Origin of the sequence: Paenibacillus sp. BC26 (genome assembly GCF_900116125.1) — a bacterium.
Taxonomy (GTDB): Bacteria; Bacillota; Bacilli; order Paenibacillales; family Paenibacillaceae; genus Paenibacillus_Z; species Paenibacillus_Z lignilyticus.
The window spans coordinates 935,156-952,777 of record NZ_FPAD01000002.1 but is presented as its reverse complement, the minus strand read 5'-3'; the positions used below and the strand labels follow the sequence as shown (position 1 = coordinate 952,777).

At 47.0% G+C, this 17,622-nt stretch carries 14 protein-coding genes; 11 read left to right on the top strand and 3 right to left on the bottom strand.

The window, feature by feature from the left end; genetic code table 11:
* Nucleotide 1: 1 nt before the first annotated feature.
* The 6 genes from BM412_RS20340 (at nt 2) to BM412_RS20315 (ending at nt 9,409) form a co-directional block, all read left to right on the top strand.
* A complete protein-coding gene (locus BM412_RS20340; protein WP_177245956.1) occupies nt 2-1,627 on the top strand; it encodes a helix-turn-helix domain-containing protein in 1,626 nt (541 codons plus the stop codon).
* A gap of 164 nt (nt 1,628-1,791) precedes the next feature.
* Entirely contained in the window at nt 1,792-2,739 is a 948-nt protein-coding gene (locus BM412_RS20335) for an ABC transporter permease (protein ID WP_240547913.1), read from the top strand.
* An 18-nt stretch (nt 2,740-2,757) separates the two neighbouring features.
* The gene (locus tag BM412_RS20330; RefSeq protein ID WP_256256474.1) at nt 2,758-3,720 is read left to right on the top strand and encodes a carbohydrate ABC transporter permease; all 963 of its coding nucleotides are present in this window, start codon (nt 2,758-2,760) and stop codon (nt 3,718-3,720) included.
* 54 nt (nt 3,721-3,774) lie between these two features.
* A complete protein-coding gene (locus BM412_RS20325; RefSeq protein ID WP_177245955.1) occupies nt 3,775-5,352 on the top strand; it encodes an ABC transporter substrate-binding protein in 1,578 nt (525 codons plus the stop codon).
* 116 nt (nt 5,353-5,468) lie between these two features.
* The gene (locus BM412_RS20320) at nt 5,469-6,392 is read left to right on the top strand and encodes a phytanoyl-CoA dioxygenase family protein (protein ID WP_091222412.1); all 924 of its coding nucleotides are present in this window, start codon (nt 5,469-5,471) and stop codon (nt 6,390-6,392) included.
* Nucleotides 6,392-9,409, top strand: a complete 3,018-nt coding sequence (locus tag BM412_RS20315) for a beta-galactosidase (protein WP_177245954.1) — start codon at nt 6,392-6,394, stop codon at nt 9,407-9,409. The genes BM412_RS20320 and BM412_RS20315 overlap by 1 nt, the downstream gene beginning before the upstream one ends.
* Nucleotides 9,410-9,481: 72 nt before the next feature.
* Here the strand turns inward: BM412_RS20315 and BM412_RS20310 are convergent, their stop codons facing one another.
* Both BM412_RS20310 and BM412_RS20305 read right to left on the bottom strand, forming a co-directional pair.
* On the bottom strand, nt 9,482-10,795 hold the full coding sequence (locus tag BM412_RS20310; protein WP_091222406.1) for a CBM96 family carbohydrate-binding protein: 1,314 nt from the start codon (nt 10,793-10,795) through the stop codon (nt 9,482-9,484).
* Between the two features lie 410 nt (nt 10,796-11,205).
* Complete coding sequence (locus BM412_RS20305; protein WP_091222402.1) at nt 11,206-13,344, bottom strand: heavy metal translocating P-type ATPase; 2,139 nt, start codon at nt 13,342-13,344, stop codon at nt 11,206-11,208.
* Between the two features lie 210 nt (nt 13,345-13,554).
* Between BM412_RS20305 and BM412_RS32575 the strand changes: the two genes are divergently transcribed.
* The 5 genes from BM412_RS32575 to BM412_RS20280 all read left to right on the top strand — a co-directional run bounded on the left by BM412_RS32575 (nt 13,555) and on the right by BM412_RS20280 (nt 16,260).
* The gene (locus BM412_RS32575; protein ID WP_256256500.1) at nt 13,555-13,869 is read left to right on the top strand and encodes an ArsR/SmtB family transcription factor; all 315 of its coding nucleotides are present in this window, start codon (nt 13,555-13,557) and stop codon (nt 13,867-13,869) included.
* Between the two features lie 140 nt (nt 13,870-14,009).
* Nucleotides 14,010-14,495 carry a cysteine hydrolase family protein gene (locus BM412_RS20295; RefSeq protein WP_091222396.1) on the top strand — a complete coding sequence of 162 codons (486 nt, stop codon included), beginning with the start codon at nt 14,010-14,012 and terminating at the stop codon, nt 14,493-14,495.
* Between the two features lie 35 nt (nt 14,496-14,530).
* Nucleotides 14,531-14,959, top strand: a complete 429-nt coding sequence (locus tag BM412_RS20290; protein ID WP_091222393.1) for a hypothetical protein — start codon at nt 14,531-14,533, stop codon at nt 14,957-14,959.
* Nucleotides 14,959-15,528, top strand: coding sequence for a YdeI/OmpD-associated family protein (locus BM412_RS20285; RefSeq protein WP_091222391.1), 570 nt, complete (start codon nt 14,959-14,961; stop codon nt 15,526-15,528). The genes BM412_RS20290 and BM412_RS20285 overlap by 1 nt, the downstream gene beginning before the upstream one ends.
* Before the next feature lie 198 nt (nt 15,529-15,726).
* Complete coding sequence (locus BM412_RS20280; protein WP_091222995.1) at nt 15,727-16,260, top strand: RDD family protein; 534 nt, start codon at nt 15,727-15,729, stop codon at nt 16,258-16,260.
* Between the two features lie 22 nt (nt 16,261-16,282).
* Here BM412_RS20280 and BM412_RS20275 read toward each other — a convergent pair whose 3' ends face one another.
* A complete protein-coding gene (locus BM412_RS20275) occupies nt 16,283-17,479 on the bottom strand; it encodes an ATP-binding protein (protein ID WP_177245953.1) in 1,197 nt (398 codons plus the stop codon).
* Nucleotides 17,480-17,622: the final 143 nt, after the last annotated feature.

Sequence of the window (17,622 nt, the reverse complement as noted above, 5' to 3'; positions counted from 1 at the left end):
CATGTACAAGTTACTTATCGTAGATGATGAAGTCTATGCGATTAAAGCTTTGTTAAAAGGGATCGATTGGAACGGGTTAGGCTACAGCGAGGTTTATAGCGCGTGCGACGCTGATGAAGCGATGGGAATTATTCGAACCGTAAACATCGACGTTTTGCTGTGCGATATTGAAATGCCTGACAGCAATGGGCTCGATCTGGTTGGGTGGGTTAGGGAGCATAACACGTCGATCGTGCCTGTTTTTTTGACCGGCCATGCCGATTTCGCATATGCCCAACAGGCTATTCGCCTGGGCAGCTATGAGTATTTACTGAAGCCCGTTAACTATGATCAATTAAGATCGGTCATGGTGAAGGTACAGGAGCGGGTAGAGGAATTGAGGAAGGTCGAGCAATTCGATGAACGCTTCCAAACCTATGAGAAGCTTTGGGAGAAGCAGAAACCCTTATTAACCGAACGATTCTGGCAAGATATATTAGGTCAGCGCCTTATTCCGACCGCGGACAACTTGCTGCAGCAGCTGCCTGCGTATAATGTCACGTTTGACCCGAATACTTGGATTTTGCCTATTCTGCTCAGTGTTGAGATGTGGAGCAAGGAGTTCAATCTGCGCGATGAAGAAATTATGGAGTACGCGCTTCGTAATGCGGCAGCTGAGCTGTTTCTGCAATCACGTGCAGGTGACGTAATTCAAGATCGCAACGGCCTTCATTTCATCCTCATTTATTTGACTAACCCTGCAGAAGCCGATATGGACGGTTGGCTTACCAAGTGCCAAGCCTATATTGACGTCTGTTCACGACTGTTCTATTGCAGCTTGTCTTGTTATATCGGGCGGCCGGTAGGGATAGGCGATCTGTCAGACAGCTATCATGCGTTGCTGGAGCTTGAGGCTCGCAATATTGTCAATACGAAGGTTGTCCAATTCCAGCCGGAGCGCACAGGCAGCGTGCCCGCGAATCCGATTAAAGCGCCTGTCCATATTGAATGTGCGGACTGGGTCGTGCTGTTCGAGTTAGGGAAGAAAGAGGAGCTCATGAAGCGGCTGGACGCCGTTCTTGCAGAGCTCCGGGAAGATCAATCCAGTGCGGCTGAAACGATCGATGCCCTGTACCACTCGATCTTACATATGGTGTACCAAGTGTCGCATAAGCATGGACGGTCCGTGAAAGAAATGCTGGGTACGGGAAAGTGGTTCGGCGATGCTTCGGCAACCCGTTCCATTGCGCAGTTTAAACAATGGACTGCGCGTGTTATTACAGCGGGAATCGATTATATGCAGTTGATGCGGATGGACAGCTCTGCAATTATCGAGAAGATCAAGCAGTATGTGCAAGCGAATTTGAAGGATGTAATGAGGGAAGAGATTGCCTCTCATGTGCATTTAAACTCCGCCTATTTATCCAGGCTGTTTAAGAAAGAAACAGGACAAACCTTGATGGACTACATCATTACAGTCCGAATGAATCAAGCCAAAATTATGCTCATCGAGACGGATTTTAAAATTAGTGAAATCTGTGAATCTATGGGATACGAAAACTTCTCTCATTTTAGTAAAGTTTTCAAAAAACAAGTCGGCGTTCATCCGCAGGAATTTCGCAAGCGATATCAATTGCTGGATAAATAAACGCAACAACAAGCCCTCGGTGAGCAATCCATTGTTCATCCGAGGGTTTATTTTATTGCTGTCATAATAACGGCAATGATGTCATTCCACTTCGTAGAAAGCCTATATTTGAAACTCTATAATAAAGATAACAGATGGGGATAACGAGAAGGAAGGTGCTGAATATGGGTAATAAACCCATTAATAATCAATACAAAACGACCTTTATTAAAAAAGTATATCAAAATCGATATTTATTGCTCATGTTACTGCCGGGCGTACTTTACTTGATCATCAACAATTACATTCCGATGCTTGGGTCGGTTGTCGCTTTCAAAAGCATCAATTACGCGCTGGGTTACATAAAGAGCCCATGGGTTGGATTCGACAATTTTAAGTTTCTGTTTAACTCTACCGATGCCTGGGTCATCACGCGAAATACGATCTTATACAATCTCGTATTTATCGTTCTTACACTGGTCAGCGCCGTGACATTCGCGATTCTGCTGAATGAGCTGCGAAACCGCTTCTTCTCCAATTTGTATCAGAGCGTGATGTTCCTCCCCTACTTTCTGTCAGCGGTTGTCGTAGGGTACCTTGGTTACTCGATGTTAAGCCAGGAATTTGGATTCATTAACACCATCATATTGGCTCCGCTCGGCATTGAACCGATTTCGTGGTACAGCGAACCGAAATACTGGCCGTTCATCTTGCCGATCGTCTACATTTGGAAGAACGTCGGCTACTCCATCGTCATTTACTTAGCCGCCATTATCAGTATCGACAAGGAATACTATGAAGCTGCCATAACCGATGGCGCAACCAAGTGGCAGTTGATCAGGAACATTACGCTGCCTTCCATCAAGCCGATGATGATCATTCTGACCTTGCTCGCGGTCGGTCATATCTTAAATGCGGATTTTGGTTTGTTTTATCAATTGCCGCTGGATGCGGGAGCCTTATACTCAACGACGAATGTCATTGATACGTACGTGTACCGGGCTTTGATTCGATTGGGAGATACCGGCATGTCATCAGCGGCGGGTATGTATCAATCCGTAGTCGGATTCGTTCTGGTCGTTAGCGTGAATTTCCTTGTACGCAAAATAGATAAAGAGAATGCACTCTTTTAGAACAGGAGGAGGAGAAGCTTGGAAACTACAACTTCGGTAAACTATTCATTGCAAGATGAACCTTCGGCTGTACGAAGGAACCCGCGAGACGTGCTGGCGGTCTCAACAAAATCCAATATCATTCTGAACATCATTTTTATCCTATACGGTTGTCTGTGCCTGCTTCCCATCTTGTTGGTCGTAGGCGTATCCTTCTCGGACGAGAAATCAATTGCACTCCACGGCTATAAATTAATCCCCGAGAAATTCAGCTTGTCCGCTTACAAGTATTTGTGGTTCGATATTCACAGCATTATAGCGGCTTACGGGATTTCCATTCTGGTTACGGTTGTAGGCACCATTGCCGGAATCATGATGACTGCGTTGTTTGCTTATCCGCTATCGAGGAAAGATTTTCACTTTCGAGGATTCTTCTCTTTCTTTATCTTCTTCACGATGATCTTCAGCGGCGGTCTGGTGCCTTGGTACTTGGTATACACGAATCTCCTTCATCTGAAGGATACCATCTTCGCCTTGATTGTCCCGGGGCTGCTGATGAACGCCTTCTATGTAATTATTATGAGAACGTTCTTTCAAACGACGATTCATCCCTCTATTATTGAATCTGCAACGATGGAGGGGGCGAGCGAAGGTCGAATTCTCGTTCAGATTGTGGTCCCGTTATCGCTGCCTGTCTTTGCAACAATCGGATTATTCTACTCGCTCGGTTATTGGAATGGCTGGTATAACAGCTTGATCTTCATCAATAACGACGACATCATTAATCTCCAATACATGATGTATAAAGTGTTAATGAACCTGCAGTTTTTGCTGGCAAACGCCCAAGCCGGCGGTCCGAGCTCTACAGAAATTGCAAACCTACCGAGTGAATCCGTTCGTATGGCCATGTGTATTGTTGGCACGGGGCCGATGGTGTTCGCCTATCCGTTCTTCCAGAAATACTTCGTAAAAGGATTGACCATAGGCGCTGTAAAAGGCTAAAACTAGCATTGCTAGTTAGCATAGATAAATATACTCAGGAGGGTTTGTATGAAGATGAAGAAAATGAAAAAAGCAGCTCCACTCGTTGTAGCCTCTATTGTTTCAGCATCTCTGTTGTTGTCAGGCTGTGGAAAAAATAACGATCAAAGTGCAAGCAACGAGAAGCCGGCTAATGATACGAAGCAAGAAGCAACGGCGACCAATGAAACCCCCGCGACTAATGAAGCTCCCGCGGCACCTGAACTGGCGCCATATAAGCTCAAGATGGTTGTTCCGGGCGGAGCGGTGCCGAAGGACCTGGCATTGGTCAATGAGGAGATAAGCAAATATCTTAAAGATAAAATTAACGCATCGTTCGAATTGGATGTCATAGACTGGGGCAGCTGGCAGGACAAAGTGAACTTGAAGTTTGCATCGAGCGAGCAGTTCGACTTGCTTCAGACGATGAACTGGGATAACTTCGGCACGAAGATTCAACAAGGCAACATTATCGACTTAACCGAACTAATCGATAAGAATGCACCGGATCTGAAAACAGTCATTAACCCGGCGCTGCTCGAGGGCTCCAAAGTGAACGGACGCAATTATGGCATCCCTATCAATAAAGAGCTAGCCAGCCAAGCAGGCGTCATGCTCCGCAAAGATCTCGTAGATAAATACAAAATCGATATTACGCAAATTAAAAAGGTTGAAGACTTGGAACCGATCTATCAAATGATCAAAGAGAAAGAGTCCGGCGTTGTTCCGCTCTACTTGAATAAAGATACAAGCGTGGATTGGATTTATAATCCGATGAATTTTGAAGATCTGGGAGACAGCAGCCCTGGATCGGTAGTACGGGGAGCAAACGATTTTAAAGTCGTGTCCAGCATTGAAACGCCTCAAGTGAAAGCAGAATTGGATCTGGCGCGCAAGTGGTTCCTAGCCGGTTATGTGAATAAGGATGCGGCAACGGCAGCAGACATCTCGGGTGCTCTCAAAGCGGGTAAAGCCTTCTCCTACGTGCAACAGCTGAAGCCGGGTAAAGATGCGGAAGATAGTTTGGCTAACGGCGTTGAATTCGTGCAGGTGGAGTTAACGAAACCAATTGTTAGAACAGCAGATACGACAGGTTCGATGACGTCGATCTCCAGAACCTCGAAGGATCCGGATCGTGCGATGATGTTCCTGAATCTTCTTTACACCGACAAATACCTGGTTAACCTGCTCGCATTCGGTATCGAAGGCAAACATTTCGTGAAGAAAAGCGATAACGTGATTGACTTCCCGGAAGGCGTCGATGCAGCAACATCGGGTTATGTGCTTAATGGAGCATGGATGTTCGGTAATCAGTTTAACGATTATCTGTGGGCCAATGAGAACCCGAACAAGTGGGACAATTTCTTGAAGTTTAATGAATCCGCGGAAAAGTCGAGCGTGCTTGGTTTTGTCTTTAACCCGGAACCGGTGAAGAATGAAATTGCGGCGTTCAACAATGCGAAGAAAGAATTCGAGCCTGCTTTGTTTACCGGAACTGTGGATCCTAACGAATTCCTGCCGAAGTACATCAATAAATTGAAATCCATTGGCGTAGATAAAATTATTGCAGAGAAGCAAAAGCAACTGGATGAGTGGGTAAAAACGGCGAAGTAATGCTGATTGGTTTGCGTGAACGATCGCAAGATTGGATATGCAGCATTCAGCAATAACCATTACAAAGGCTGACGCTCTACGGAGCGTTAGCCTTATTTATACCAAGGAGGGATACGATGTATAATCGCGTGCTTAACTTCGAGCAAATCGAGCATTTCAAGGAGCGGGGCTGGGTGAAGGTCGAGCAAGCCTTTCCGAGGGAAACGGCAGTCTCCTGTCAGCAGTTTCTGTGGGAAAAACTCCGAGAGAGAGGGATCATGCAAGAAGATCCATCGTCTTGGACGAAACCGATGATTTACATCCAGGAAGCCTATCGGAGCCCGGAATTTGATCAATGTAACTCGCTGAGAATGGCCAATGCGATAGAAGAGTTGATCGGCAGAGAGAGATGGACAGATAAAGGTGTGTACGGCGTCGATGAGATTCATTCTACTTGGGGCTGGTGGCCGGTTAATTTTGCATTGGGGGCGGAGCAAGAGTGGACCGTTCCGACGGAAGGCTGGCATTGGGACGGCATTCACTTCCGTCATTATGTAGATAGTCCGGAGCAGGGACTGCTCTGTCTATGTTTGTTCTCCGAAATCGCCCCGCGTGGCGGCGGTACGTTAGTGCTTGAAGGTTCGCATAAGCTGGTCGCTCGTTTCTTGGCACAGCATCCGGAAGGACTAGAATCACAGGCTGCTATAGATGCGCTAAATATGCAGCATCCCTATTTGGCCCAATTGACCGGAATAACGAACGGAAAATATGCTTCTTCTGCGGAAGCCCGCATTCATACCTTTATGAACACGCTGCATAGGGATTCAGAGGGGAGTCAGCTGCGCGTGGTTGAAACGACCGGCTCTCCGGGCGATGTCATCCTCTGTCATCCGTTTCTGTATCATACGGCATCGCCCAACCATAACGGCGTTCCGCGCTTCATGTGCAACCGGACGACCCCGTTAAAAGAACGCATGAACTTGAATCGAGACGATCCACGTGACTACTCGCCGTTAGAACTGAGCATCCGGCAGGCACTCAGCGATAGGGAGACCACATGATGACGACTAACCTTGAAGGCGTAATAAGCTGCAAGGATTCTTATTTTAAGATTAATGGCAAGAGCAGGCTGGTGATTTCCGGGGAATTGTCTTATTTCAAGACAGATCCGATCGAATGGGAGGATCGCATCCGCAAATTAAAAGCCAATCTCTTGAATTGTATCAGCACCTACGTGCCATGGGGGTTACATGAGAGAGAGAAGGAAGAGTTCGACTTCTCGGGCCGCTTAGATATCGCCGGGTTTGTGGAATTAACGAAGCAGAATGAAGTATTAGGCATATTAAAGCCAAGCGGATATGTCTGCGACGAAATTTCCGGTGGGGGATTCCCAAGCTGGATATGGGCGGAAGGCATTAGAACGAGAACCGGTGATCCCGAATTTCTTCGCTATTTGCATCGCTGGTTGGATACGATTACTCCCTTGTTGAAAGGCACTCAAATTACGGAGGGAGGCAATGTGATTCTCTGGCAGGTGGAGAATGAGTTCGGTTTTGGGAATAAACCCTATTTGTTTCAGTTGGTCCATAAAGTGAAAGAGCTTGGCATCGAAGTGCCTATCGTGCTGAATAACGGAGATTATTATGCTGAAGAGGGACTGCTGGGGGCAGTGGATTACTATCCAACGCCTGGACCGGATCAAATTCGGGAAGTCTCTGCTTACTTTCAGAACTATCGGGAGACGCATCCCGACAAGCCGATCTTTAGTCAGGAATTTGAAGCCGGCTGGTTAAACACCGCTACCAGCTCAGACGTGACTACAATGGGACATTTGCCGCGCGTATGGCTGGAAAGCTTGACGAAGCTTGCGTTTATTAACGGCTGCGCAGGGCTGAACTATTTTATGTTTGCCGGTGGAACGGATCCCGGGATGCAGCCTGCTAAATTTTTTCCGAATGGTTATTATAACGAAGCTGCCATCGAAGAGTGGGGCGAGCTTGGGGAATTGTACTATCGTTATAAGACTACGCATGCTCAGCTGCTTAGCTTCGAATCCTTACTGGTAGATGAGCCGGAGATCATGACAGGCACAGAAGTGAAAGTAGACGGTGTTCCTCCCGAAGTGCTGGTCAACCTTCGCGGTATGCAGCTGCTTTCTTTCAGCAATGCTTCCGATGAAACACAGGCTTTTACTTGGGAATCCGCCATGCTTGGCGTCGTTCCAACGAGAACCGTGCTGCTGCCGATGGAAACGAAGATATATCCGCTGCATGTGCATTTACATGAGGGCTTGAAATGGATTCATTCCACGGCTGAATTCCTCTATAGGGATTCGAGCGTTTGTATCGTCTTTGGGGAGATTGGCCGGGAAAATGAATTGAAGCTGATGTGGAACAGCGAGCAGCTGCCGCATGCAGCTGACTCCGGGGCTGTGCGGACTGCGTGGTGCGACAAGGAATTAAGCGTTACGTTCACCCATCAACCGGAAGATCAATGGCTCAGCTTGGATACCTATCGCATTATGATTATTTCGCGGGAGCGGGCCATGCGTACCTGGTTTGGACCGGAAGTCGGCGGCAAACGGGATCTGCTTATTTCGGATCTTTATTATGCGGAATGGTTCGAAGACGCCGATCAAATTCGCGTGGAGGCTGAACCCGGCGTTAGCCATGAATTGACCGTGATTCGCAGATCAGATGCCTCCATGCAGCAAATCACCTATATGGCTCCTCAGCATAGCAGTCCTGACCTTCAGGAAACTGAAATGATGAAGTGGGATATCTGCCAGGATTGGGAGGCGCAGTTTGTTTCCTCGAATGCCGCAGCCAAGAGAACCAAACTAGGGATCCCCTACGAGATAAATGGGCATAACGATTGCGGATACGCGGTCTACGCAAGTGAATGGATCAGTGATGGCGAGGTGCAGCAATTACTGATACCGGAATTGAATGATTATTTTGATCTGTTCATTAATCATGAATGGGTTGCTTCGGGCAAACGCACAATGAAGGTTCAACTAAACAATCCGGTAAAAGGGAAAAATCATTTAACGCTTCGCTGCTACTCCACGGGGCATGACAAAGATATGGCTCTGGATCCGGCTTTAAGCGGTATGATGCTGCCTTTGTATGTGGACGCCCTTCATTACGAAGAACTGGTGAGCTGGGAGCAGAAGATGTTGTTCGCCAAGGAACAGAAAGTCAAGATGTTTGAGGAAAGGGATCAGTTACTCTCCTTTCACGATGATGGCTATGCGCAGGAAATCGGTATCGATATTGCAGCGCTTGGTAAGGAGACGGATAATTGGTTACCGTTCGAGTTCGGCTCGGAAGGCATGCTGATCAAAGACGCCAATATCGACTATACGGGCTCGGGTGAAGTTTTAAACCGAACACAGTTTTATGCGGACGCCAAGTATGCCGGAAATCGGGTTCTGCTTGAGATTAGAGATGCGGACTTAATCTACGCCCTTTATGTGAATGGCAGGCGGATCGCTGCGATCTGGCAAGGGTGGAGCAACTGGGGATTCGAGAATAGCCCGAAATATTGGGATATTACACCTTGGATTCAATTCGGAGAACGAAACCAAATTCTGCTGCGTTGTCTAATGGGGCCAAGAGGCGGCGGTGTCCTTCAGCCGGCGAGCATTTCCTACTATAAGGCCGCAATCGAAGGGGAAGCGAGCTTTATTCCTTTAGCATCAGGAATTCAAGCTGCAATAGAGGGTGAGCTCGGTACATATGAGCAGGAAAGCTTGAAAGGTTTTGCAACCAAGCAGGAGGGCTCCCTGGTTATCGCTAAGAGTCCATTTACGTACTCAGATTGGACGGATGCGGTACATCCGATGTACATCGAGCTTGAGGGCGTACATGATTTCACTTTGATTTATGTAAATGGTGAGTTAATCGGAAAATATTATCCGGGCGGCTATCAACGAAGATTCTATGTATGGCGTTCTTGGCTCAAGGAAGGCGACAATGAGCTGGCGCTTGTGGGTAAATTTACGACTTCACCGCTGCCTTGCATCACGATCGGTCGATATCATGTAAAGGTCAAAGACCATATTCAATTGAGTTGAGTTAAGTTAGGTCCCAACATCGAAGAAATTGGTAAAAAACCTCCGTCAGCTGAGCTGATGGAGGTTTTTAAATTATTTGACGTAAACGCGGAAGTAATCCAAGGAGAAGACGGCCGGAAAGGAAGAAGCTACGGGATTATTGTTCGTATTTCCGCCCATTGCCAGGTTAATGAGAACTTGCGGTGCCGGCCCATCCCATCTAAAGAGAGTTCCTTTCACCAGCGTACCGTCCACCCACTTCTGGAGGTTCCCTTCCTTCCAAATCAGCGTGTAGAGATGATAGTCATCTGAAAAATCGGTTCCCGGATGCCATACCCATTGATTGGTCATGATGCTGTAATAATCGGAAAATACGCCATCGCCATGATCGAATCCCGTCCAGTCATACGTATTCTGCGTTGGCGTATCGAAGAATTCAACAATATCAATCTCTGAAGTCGTGGATCCGGCACCGCCCGGAGAGTACAGCCAGAATGCCGGCCAAGCTCCTACCTTTTTAGGGATTTTTGCCCTTAGCTGAAAGATATACGTCTTGCCGTCGTACGGATAGAAGGTTTCCTTCGTAGTAATTTGACCGCTGCTTATTCCTCCGTCATATACGCCGCCTAAGTTTGCGGTTGCTGTTAATTCCAACGTTGTAGAGGTTAAATGGTGATTGGTTGCATTGATCGGCTGATATCGCTGCCATTCATTGTTAATGACCGTTGTTCCCGCGACACCATACGCATTAAAGGAATTGGTTAGGGCGGTAAGACTGTTCGTGTTGCGCGAGGTACCAAACGAATAATCTCTTAATAAGGTGTATCCGGTAAGGTCCGGTCCGGTTGGGGGCGGCGTTGTTGTAGTTGTGGTAACTACATTCGGTATCGTAGTTCCTTCTTTCGTGGAGAAAGTTACCTCATTTCCGGAGATGCCCTTTAGGATGATCGAATAGGTTCCATTGGCATTAATAAGCGGCAGGACGTTGAAAGAATAAACGGTTCCTGCAACGAAGGTTGTATTCTTGGAATCAAGTAAGGAACCCAATGCAGGTTGATTATTCCATGCAAGGGTAGTCTGATTCCAAGTCGTATTACCCGTTCCTGCGTATGCACCAATATTCGCGGTCCCGCCTGTGATACACTTCACATTCAGAACGGCGCTGGTAATCGTACCTGAGTTGCTGACATTAAATTTCAAGTACGATCTTTTGTCTTGGCCAACATTAACGGCCATCGTGGTTGCGGTAGGGCCGATTAAACTTGTTCCCCACATGGTTGCATCATCAGTAGCATTGCTGGTTACAGTTGCCGCATCAGCTTCTTTGTTATCCACCATCAAGAATGTGGAGAGCACCATTATCATGACCAAAAAAGACGATAATAAAGATGATTTCTTCTTCTTCATAATCCGACCTCCAGTTTGTTCAAGCTTTAATGACAACGCTTACAATACAACGATCATTTTCCCCTCAATTCAGGTGATTTCCTCCTTTCCAATGCTTTGATCCCTTCTCCGGACTGTACATGGTGGAAGAGAGAAATATCGCTAATTCGTGATTAGCATACCTACTATATCCCAGTGATCTGAGTCTCGACAACGACCTGCTGTGACCTGAATAACGTAATTATGACGATATTAGCTAACGGACGTACGATCACCGAATCCGACGTATGTGCGCGGACAGTAAAAAGGCCGCCGATTATCGGCAGCCTCAGTCTAGTCAAGAAAGCTTGGGTACAAAATGGCACAAGACGTTCTTACCCCGCTTGGCAGTGGTCTTGGCAGCTTGTTTACCCGTTTAGCATGTCGGATGTTCATCGTTTATTTGGACCAATCAGCACGGTCAGACTCACTAGTGTGACGAAGATCGTAGCGCCCATATCGGACAGGATAGCCATCCATAAGGTTAGCCACCCGGGGATGGTAAGCAGCAAGGCGATTAGCTTCAATCCGATTGAAACGCCGATATTAAACCGTATGATCGCATTGACCCGTTTAGCTACGGATACGGCTTCCGGCAGTTTGCCTAAATGATCCTGCATGAGCACGATATCGGCGGTTTCAATCGCACTATCCGTTCCTTTTCCCATTGCAATCCCCAGCTGAGCGGTGGCTAATGCAGGCGCATCGTTAATGCCATCCCCAATCATAGCGACTTTACCGTGAAGGGAGAGCTGTTTGATTTGCTTCACTTTATCTTCAGGCAGCAGATTGCCAAAGGTTGAAGTAACGCCAACTATTTTCGCAATCTTCTCCGCGGTTTTCTGATGGTCTCCGGTAAGCATGACGGTCTTCCGAATGCCTGCCTGATGGAGCTCTGCAATGACCGTTTTACTTTCATCGCGTATTTCATCGGCAATACCGAACATGCCCAGAACCTGCTCGTTATTTGCCAGGAGAACTAAAGTGAGCCCCTCATTCTTTAATTCATTGATTTGAGTTTGGACATCGGCTGGAATAGGGAGATGCTCCATATTTTGTTCATTTCCAAGCCAGTATGGTTTGCCTTGTACGATAGCTGTAATACCGCGGCCGGAAATCGTCTGGATTTCATCCGGTGCCATGACGTCGACGCCAAGCTCTGCTATTTTCTTCATTATAGCTTTGGCCAGTGGATGAGAAGAGGAGCTTTCGATGGACCCTGCGACCGCTAAGAATTGCTGCTCCCGGTATACGATCATCTTCTCGACGTGAGGTTCTCCTTTGGTTATCGTCCCCGTCTTGTCGAAGGCTATGGTATCGATCCTGCCTAATTGCTCCAGAAAGACGCCGCCTTTGATTAATATCCCGTTCCGGGCACTTCTGGTTATGCCGGATACAATGGCAATTGGCGAAGAGAGAATGAGTGCACAAGGGCATCCGACGATTAAGACGGCTAAGCCTTGATACACCCATTTGCTCCAATCTCCACCTAGGAGAAGGGGAGGAACCAGAATGACGAGTACCGAGACCATCATAATAATCGGCGTATAGTATTTTGCGAATTTATTAATGAATAACTCCGTCGGTGTTTTGGTTTCTTGCGCTTCTTCAACCAAATGCAGAATCTTCGCCAGCGAAGAATCTTTGTAGGCTTTCTCGATTCGGATGTGAAGGACGCCTTCGTTGTTGATGCTTCCGCCAAAAACAGGCTCTCCGTTTTCTTTCTCAATCGGTAATGCCTCTCCTGTAATGGCAGCTTCATTAACCGAGCTTTTGCCGCTCATTACGACTCCATCGGAGGGGATCTTCTCGCCGGGCTTCACGATTACGACATCGCCGATCGTCAAGGTTGAGATGGGCACGACGGCTTCGCGGCCATTTTCAAGTTTCACCGCTTCTTTGGGGGCTACTTTAAGGAGCGTCTCCATGGAGCGACGGGCTTTCTCCATCCCAAGTCCTTCGAGCAGCTCATTCAATCCGAATAGAACAGCCACGAGCGTTGCTTCTTTCCATTCTCCGATTCCCACAGCGCCTGCCAAAGCGATTGTCATGAGGGTATCAATGTTAAATCGCAAGGCAAACAGATTTCGAAGCCCTCTTACAAATGTCGAGTAGCCGCTCAGGACAATTGCTGCAACATACATGCCGATTTGGATGCCGCTGTATACTTGATCGCCCGAGATATAAGCAACACCATAGAGAATTGCTGAGACAATCAGCAGCTTCACCATCTTGGAATTCCCGTGTTCATGGGAATGATCATGGGCATGATCATGCGTATGATCATGACTGCCCTCGTGAGCATGTTCATGCTTATTGTGTTGAGCAGGATGGCTGTGATGATCGATATAGGCGTGATCCGATTTTAAAATTTGCTCGACATCAGGCAGCGATACGCGGGGGTCAAGCTTCAGTTTGCCTGAATTATAACTAAGAGAAGCGCTCTCGCCGTGTTCCAGCTGTTTGATTTGCTGTTCGAGTCCGAGCGCGCAATTCCCGCATGAGAGTCCTTTGACGCGATATTCATTCATAAGCAGCCTTCTTTCGTTAATATATGAGCATCTATTCATATGATATGTTGGAATTATTTTTCTGTCAAATGCAATTCGCCCATCCGGAGTGCTGCAACAATCAGCTGCCGGCTATGGTATAATGAAGGACATAATAATCTATGGTTGGTGGAACAGTTGGACGATAAACTTATTATCGAAACCTGCGACGATTCATGCAGCGGCACGCAAATGGACTTCAAAGTCGTGAAAGAAAATTTAGTCGATGAGTCCGCAGCTAATGCGATGGCTGATTTATTCAAGACACTGGGAGATCCCACTAGGGTTAAGATTATTCATGCCTTATCACAGAGCGAGCTGTGCGTACATGATTTGACGCAGGTGCTCGACATGGGGCAATCAGCGATATCCCATCAGCTTCGGTTTCTTAGAAACTTGCGTATCGTAAAGAGACGTAAAGTAGGGAAAACCGTATTTTACTCCTTGGATGACGATCATGTGGAGCAAATATTTATCCAAACGTTACAGCATTTGAGGCATGATTAATTCCCGCTAAGCCGCATTTAACAACGTAAAGGCAGACGATCACTTGGATCGCCTGCCTTGTTCGTATATGTAGATCGAGAAGATGATTTGGTATAATTGGAAGGGCATCAGGATTCATATAAATGGAGGGAGTATCGTCGATGAAAATTGGATTCCTAATTATTGATATGCAAACAGCCCATCTGGAAGGTTTAGACAAGCAGATGATAGAACGAGCCAGTGAGTACATTAACTATGTATCCGATTCGCTGCGTTCCAATAATCACACAGTCATACACATTCACGACATTGAAGGCATTTCGGACTCAAATCGAGAAACATTCCAATCGGTTCCGGAGATTCAAGTGCAGGACACGGACATCATTGTAAGCAAGGAAAGCTCGAATGCCTTTTGGCAAACAGAACTGGAGCAAGTTCTGCAGAATCATGAAGTGGAATTAGTCATCCTTGCAGGGTATGCGGCAGAGCAATGCGTGTTGTTTACCTATAACGGAGCCAGCGAACGAGGATTCAAACCTGTCCTATTACAAAACGGGATTCTAAGTAAACACGCCGATATCATAACGTCGACTTACCGAGATCGAAATCTAATCTCTTATCCGGTCGTTAACTACTTACTCAAATAAATCCGGTCCAATAGCTCGATTGGGTGGTGTTTATTGTGCAGGTACTCCGGTACTTCATGCAATGGCTGATATTCATACTCCTGTTCAACGCAGCAGCGTTAGGCCTCGAACTGGCAGAAGGCTCTAAAATCACGACAACGGAATATTACGGCTATCACAATATAGGCTTCACCTTCGTCGCGTTAATGTTTCTTAGCTCATGCGTTCTCTATCCGGTTGCTCTGTTACCCTTATCAATGTTAATTAGTAAGCTCGTGAGAGCTGTTCTGGTTCGAGTGCTGCTCTATTGCATGATAGGTATAGTCGGCGGAGTCATGATGTTTAATCAGTTGTATGATAATCTATTTATTCAGGAATATGGTCTTAATAGGGGCACGGCTATGCTGCTATTCGGAGTCGTTGGTGTTATATATGCGCTGCTGGATCAGTATCTTCAACATCGCAGTCAAGGGAGAATCGTATGATGGAGATGCAAAACGTACTTCCGGCAAAAACGAGAGAAGATTTGCGGGCATGGTTACTGGAGAATAGCGCGACTGAAAAATCATGCTGGGTCGTGGTTAGCATGACACCAACCCCCGATGCAGTGTTATATTTGGATGCCGTCGAAGAATCGTTGTGCTTCGGATGGATTGACGGCGTGAAGAAAAAAATATCCGAAACCGAGCTGGCGCAGAGGTTTTCCCCGCGAAGCAAAAAAAGCTCATGGACGGAATTGAACAAAGAACGTGTCCGCAGGCTCGAACGTTTGGGATTCATGCGTGACGAAGGGAGAAAGGTGCTTCCTGATATGAGCCCGGATTCCTTTCGGATTAATGAGGTTATAGAGCACAGGCTCAGAGAAGATCAGCAAGTCTATGATAACTTCATGGCTTTCCCGGATCTGTATACAAGAATTCGAATCGACACCATACAAAGTTATCGAGATCAGCCGGAATTATTTCAGAGCAGACTCGATAAATTCATTGCAAACACGAAAGAGAACAAGATGTACGGCCAATGGCATGATAATGGCCGCCTTTTGCATGAATAGGGCACCATTCAGCCCCATCAGGGACACAACTCGAATAGCGACTATCTGTCTTATGCAGATAGTCGCTATTTTTATAGGGCTGCCCTAGCGGTTGAAAGTTAAGCAAAAACTAAAGCAAATTTGTAATAATTTGGTGATATAATCAATGAGATAAGAGGGCTTGATAGATGCATGATTTTGGTTAAGAGGGGTAACGTTATGCAGCGGCGTGGAAATGCAAACAGTGCATCTGTAGGTACTCGGCTCATCGCTTTTCTGTGGGATTATGTGATCATATCGGGCTATATCATTCTGCTAATCGGCATATCTGCTGTGATTCGTCCTTGGTTGAAACCATTGTTTACGACTTCTCCGTTGTTGGCGGAGAGCAGTGGGTTTCTATTCATCACGCTTCCTGTCTATCTTTATTTTGCACTATGTGAGGGATCGGCAGCGCATGCAACATGGGGAAAACGAAAAATGGGGATCGTGGTGACTGGCACGAATGGGAAATCGATCGGACTTGGAACTTCAATTCTCCGATCCGCTCTTAAATTCGCACCTTGGGAGCTGGCCCATTTTACGATTTGGCATATGGTCATTCCAACTGAATACCCGGACTCATTGATCTACTCTTTATTGGGGACGGTCTATGGTCTGGTGCTCATTTACTTGATTAGTCCATTATTGAATCCAAAGAAACGAACCGTATATGATTTCATAGCGGGAACCGTAATAAGGTACAAGGATTAAGGATAGAGGAGTATAAGCGTTTTTAAGCTTGCTGCGTCAAGGGCAGCGTGATGAAATACGTAGTACCTTCGCCTTCCTTGCTGCGGACCTCGATCTTGCCGTTCATGCTCCGAATGACGCTGAAGATGACCATGGTCCCAAGACCGGTGCCCTTGTCTTTGGTGGTGTAGTAGGGCGAGCCCAGCCGTTTAAGCTGTTCATCGTTCATGCCGATACCGGTATCGGCGATCGTGATAGTGACGATTTGGTTAGGCATGTTGACCGTATAAGTCAAGGTCAGCATACCCCCGCGGGGCATCGCCTCGATGGCGTTCTTGCCGATATTGATGATGGCTTGCCTGAACTTGGACTTGCTGCCGTATACCGTTGCGGTGAGCTTAATGTCCGTGATGATTTCGACGTTCTGCAAATTCGCGTAGGAGCTCAGGATTTGGGACGCTTTAGCGAGCGCATCCGCCAGGACGATCGGTTCGAGTCTCTCGATCTGCGGTTTGGCGAGCGATAAGTAATCGGAAATGATGGCCTCCGCTCGGTCCAGTTCCTCGAGCGTAATGGAAGAGAACTCTCGACGCTTCCTATCGTTGAGTGCCGGATCGGACAACAGTTGGATAAAGCCGCGGACGGACGTTAACGGATTGCGGACTTCATGCGCTACGGACGCCGCGATTTCGCTGACGACCTTCATTTTCTCCGCTTGGATGATGTCCTCTTGCATCCGATTTTGCGTGCGGATCATTTCGATGATGAACACCAGCATCACTGCCATGATACATTGAACGATGATGATGGGAAGAGTCGGAACAAATGACGCCATAAAGAAGGAAGTGTTCCCTTCGAGCAGGGCATACAAATTGACGACCGTCACGCGCAAAAAGAAGCATGTACCGGCAACGAGCAGCATTCTCCGCTTGGCTTCGGCTTTCTCGTACTTCTTGACGAGCAGCAGCAGCAGCACGATCGACGGCAATAGAGAAAGGAAGTAATGAAACAGATCGATACCGCCCAAGATCTGGCGGTACGCAAGCAGGCTGCCGAATAAGAGCAGCATCGTATACAGGCCGCCGTAGAGAGAGCCGATTACGAGCGGAATTCCTCTTAGGTCGAGCACCGAATCGAAGATTTTGACCGGAAAGGTCATGGTAATGATCATAGGAATCAAAAACAACACGTACACGAAGAGCGGGTGCTTGCGTTTATAGGTATGACGGTAAAAAATCAAAGGCAGGAAAATGATGAACGCATTGAGTATGAGGGCGGATTGAGAGAGCATGAGGTTGCTCCTTTTCTGAGGGCTTGCCTTTGTTTTCGAGAAGAGAGCGGTTGTTTCCTTCAATTGGAGGAGAGAATTTTTACATTATCGTC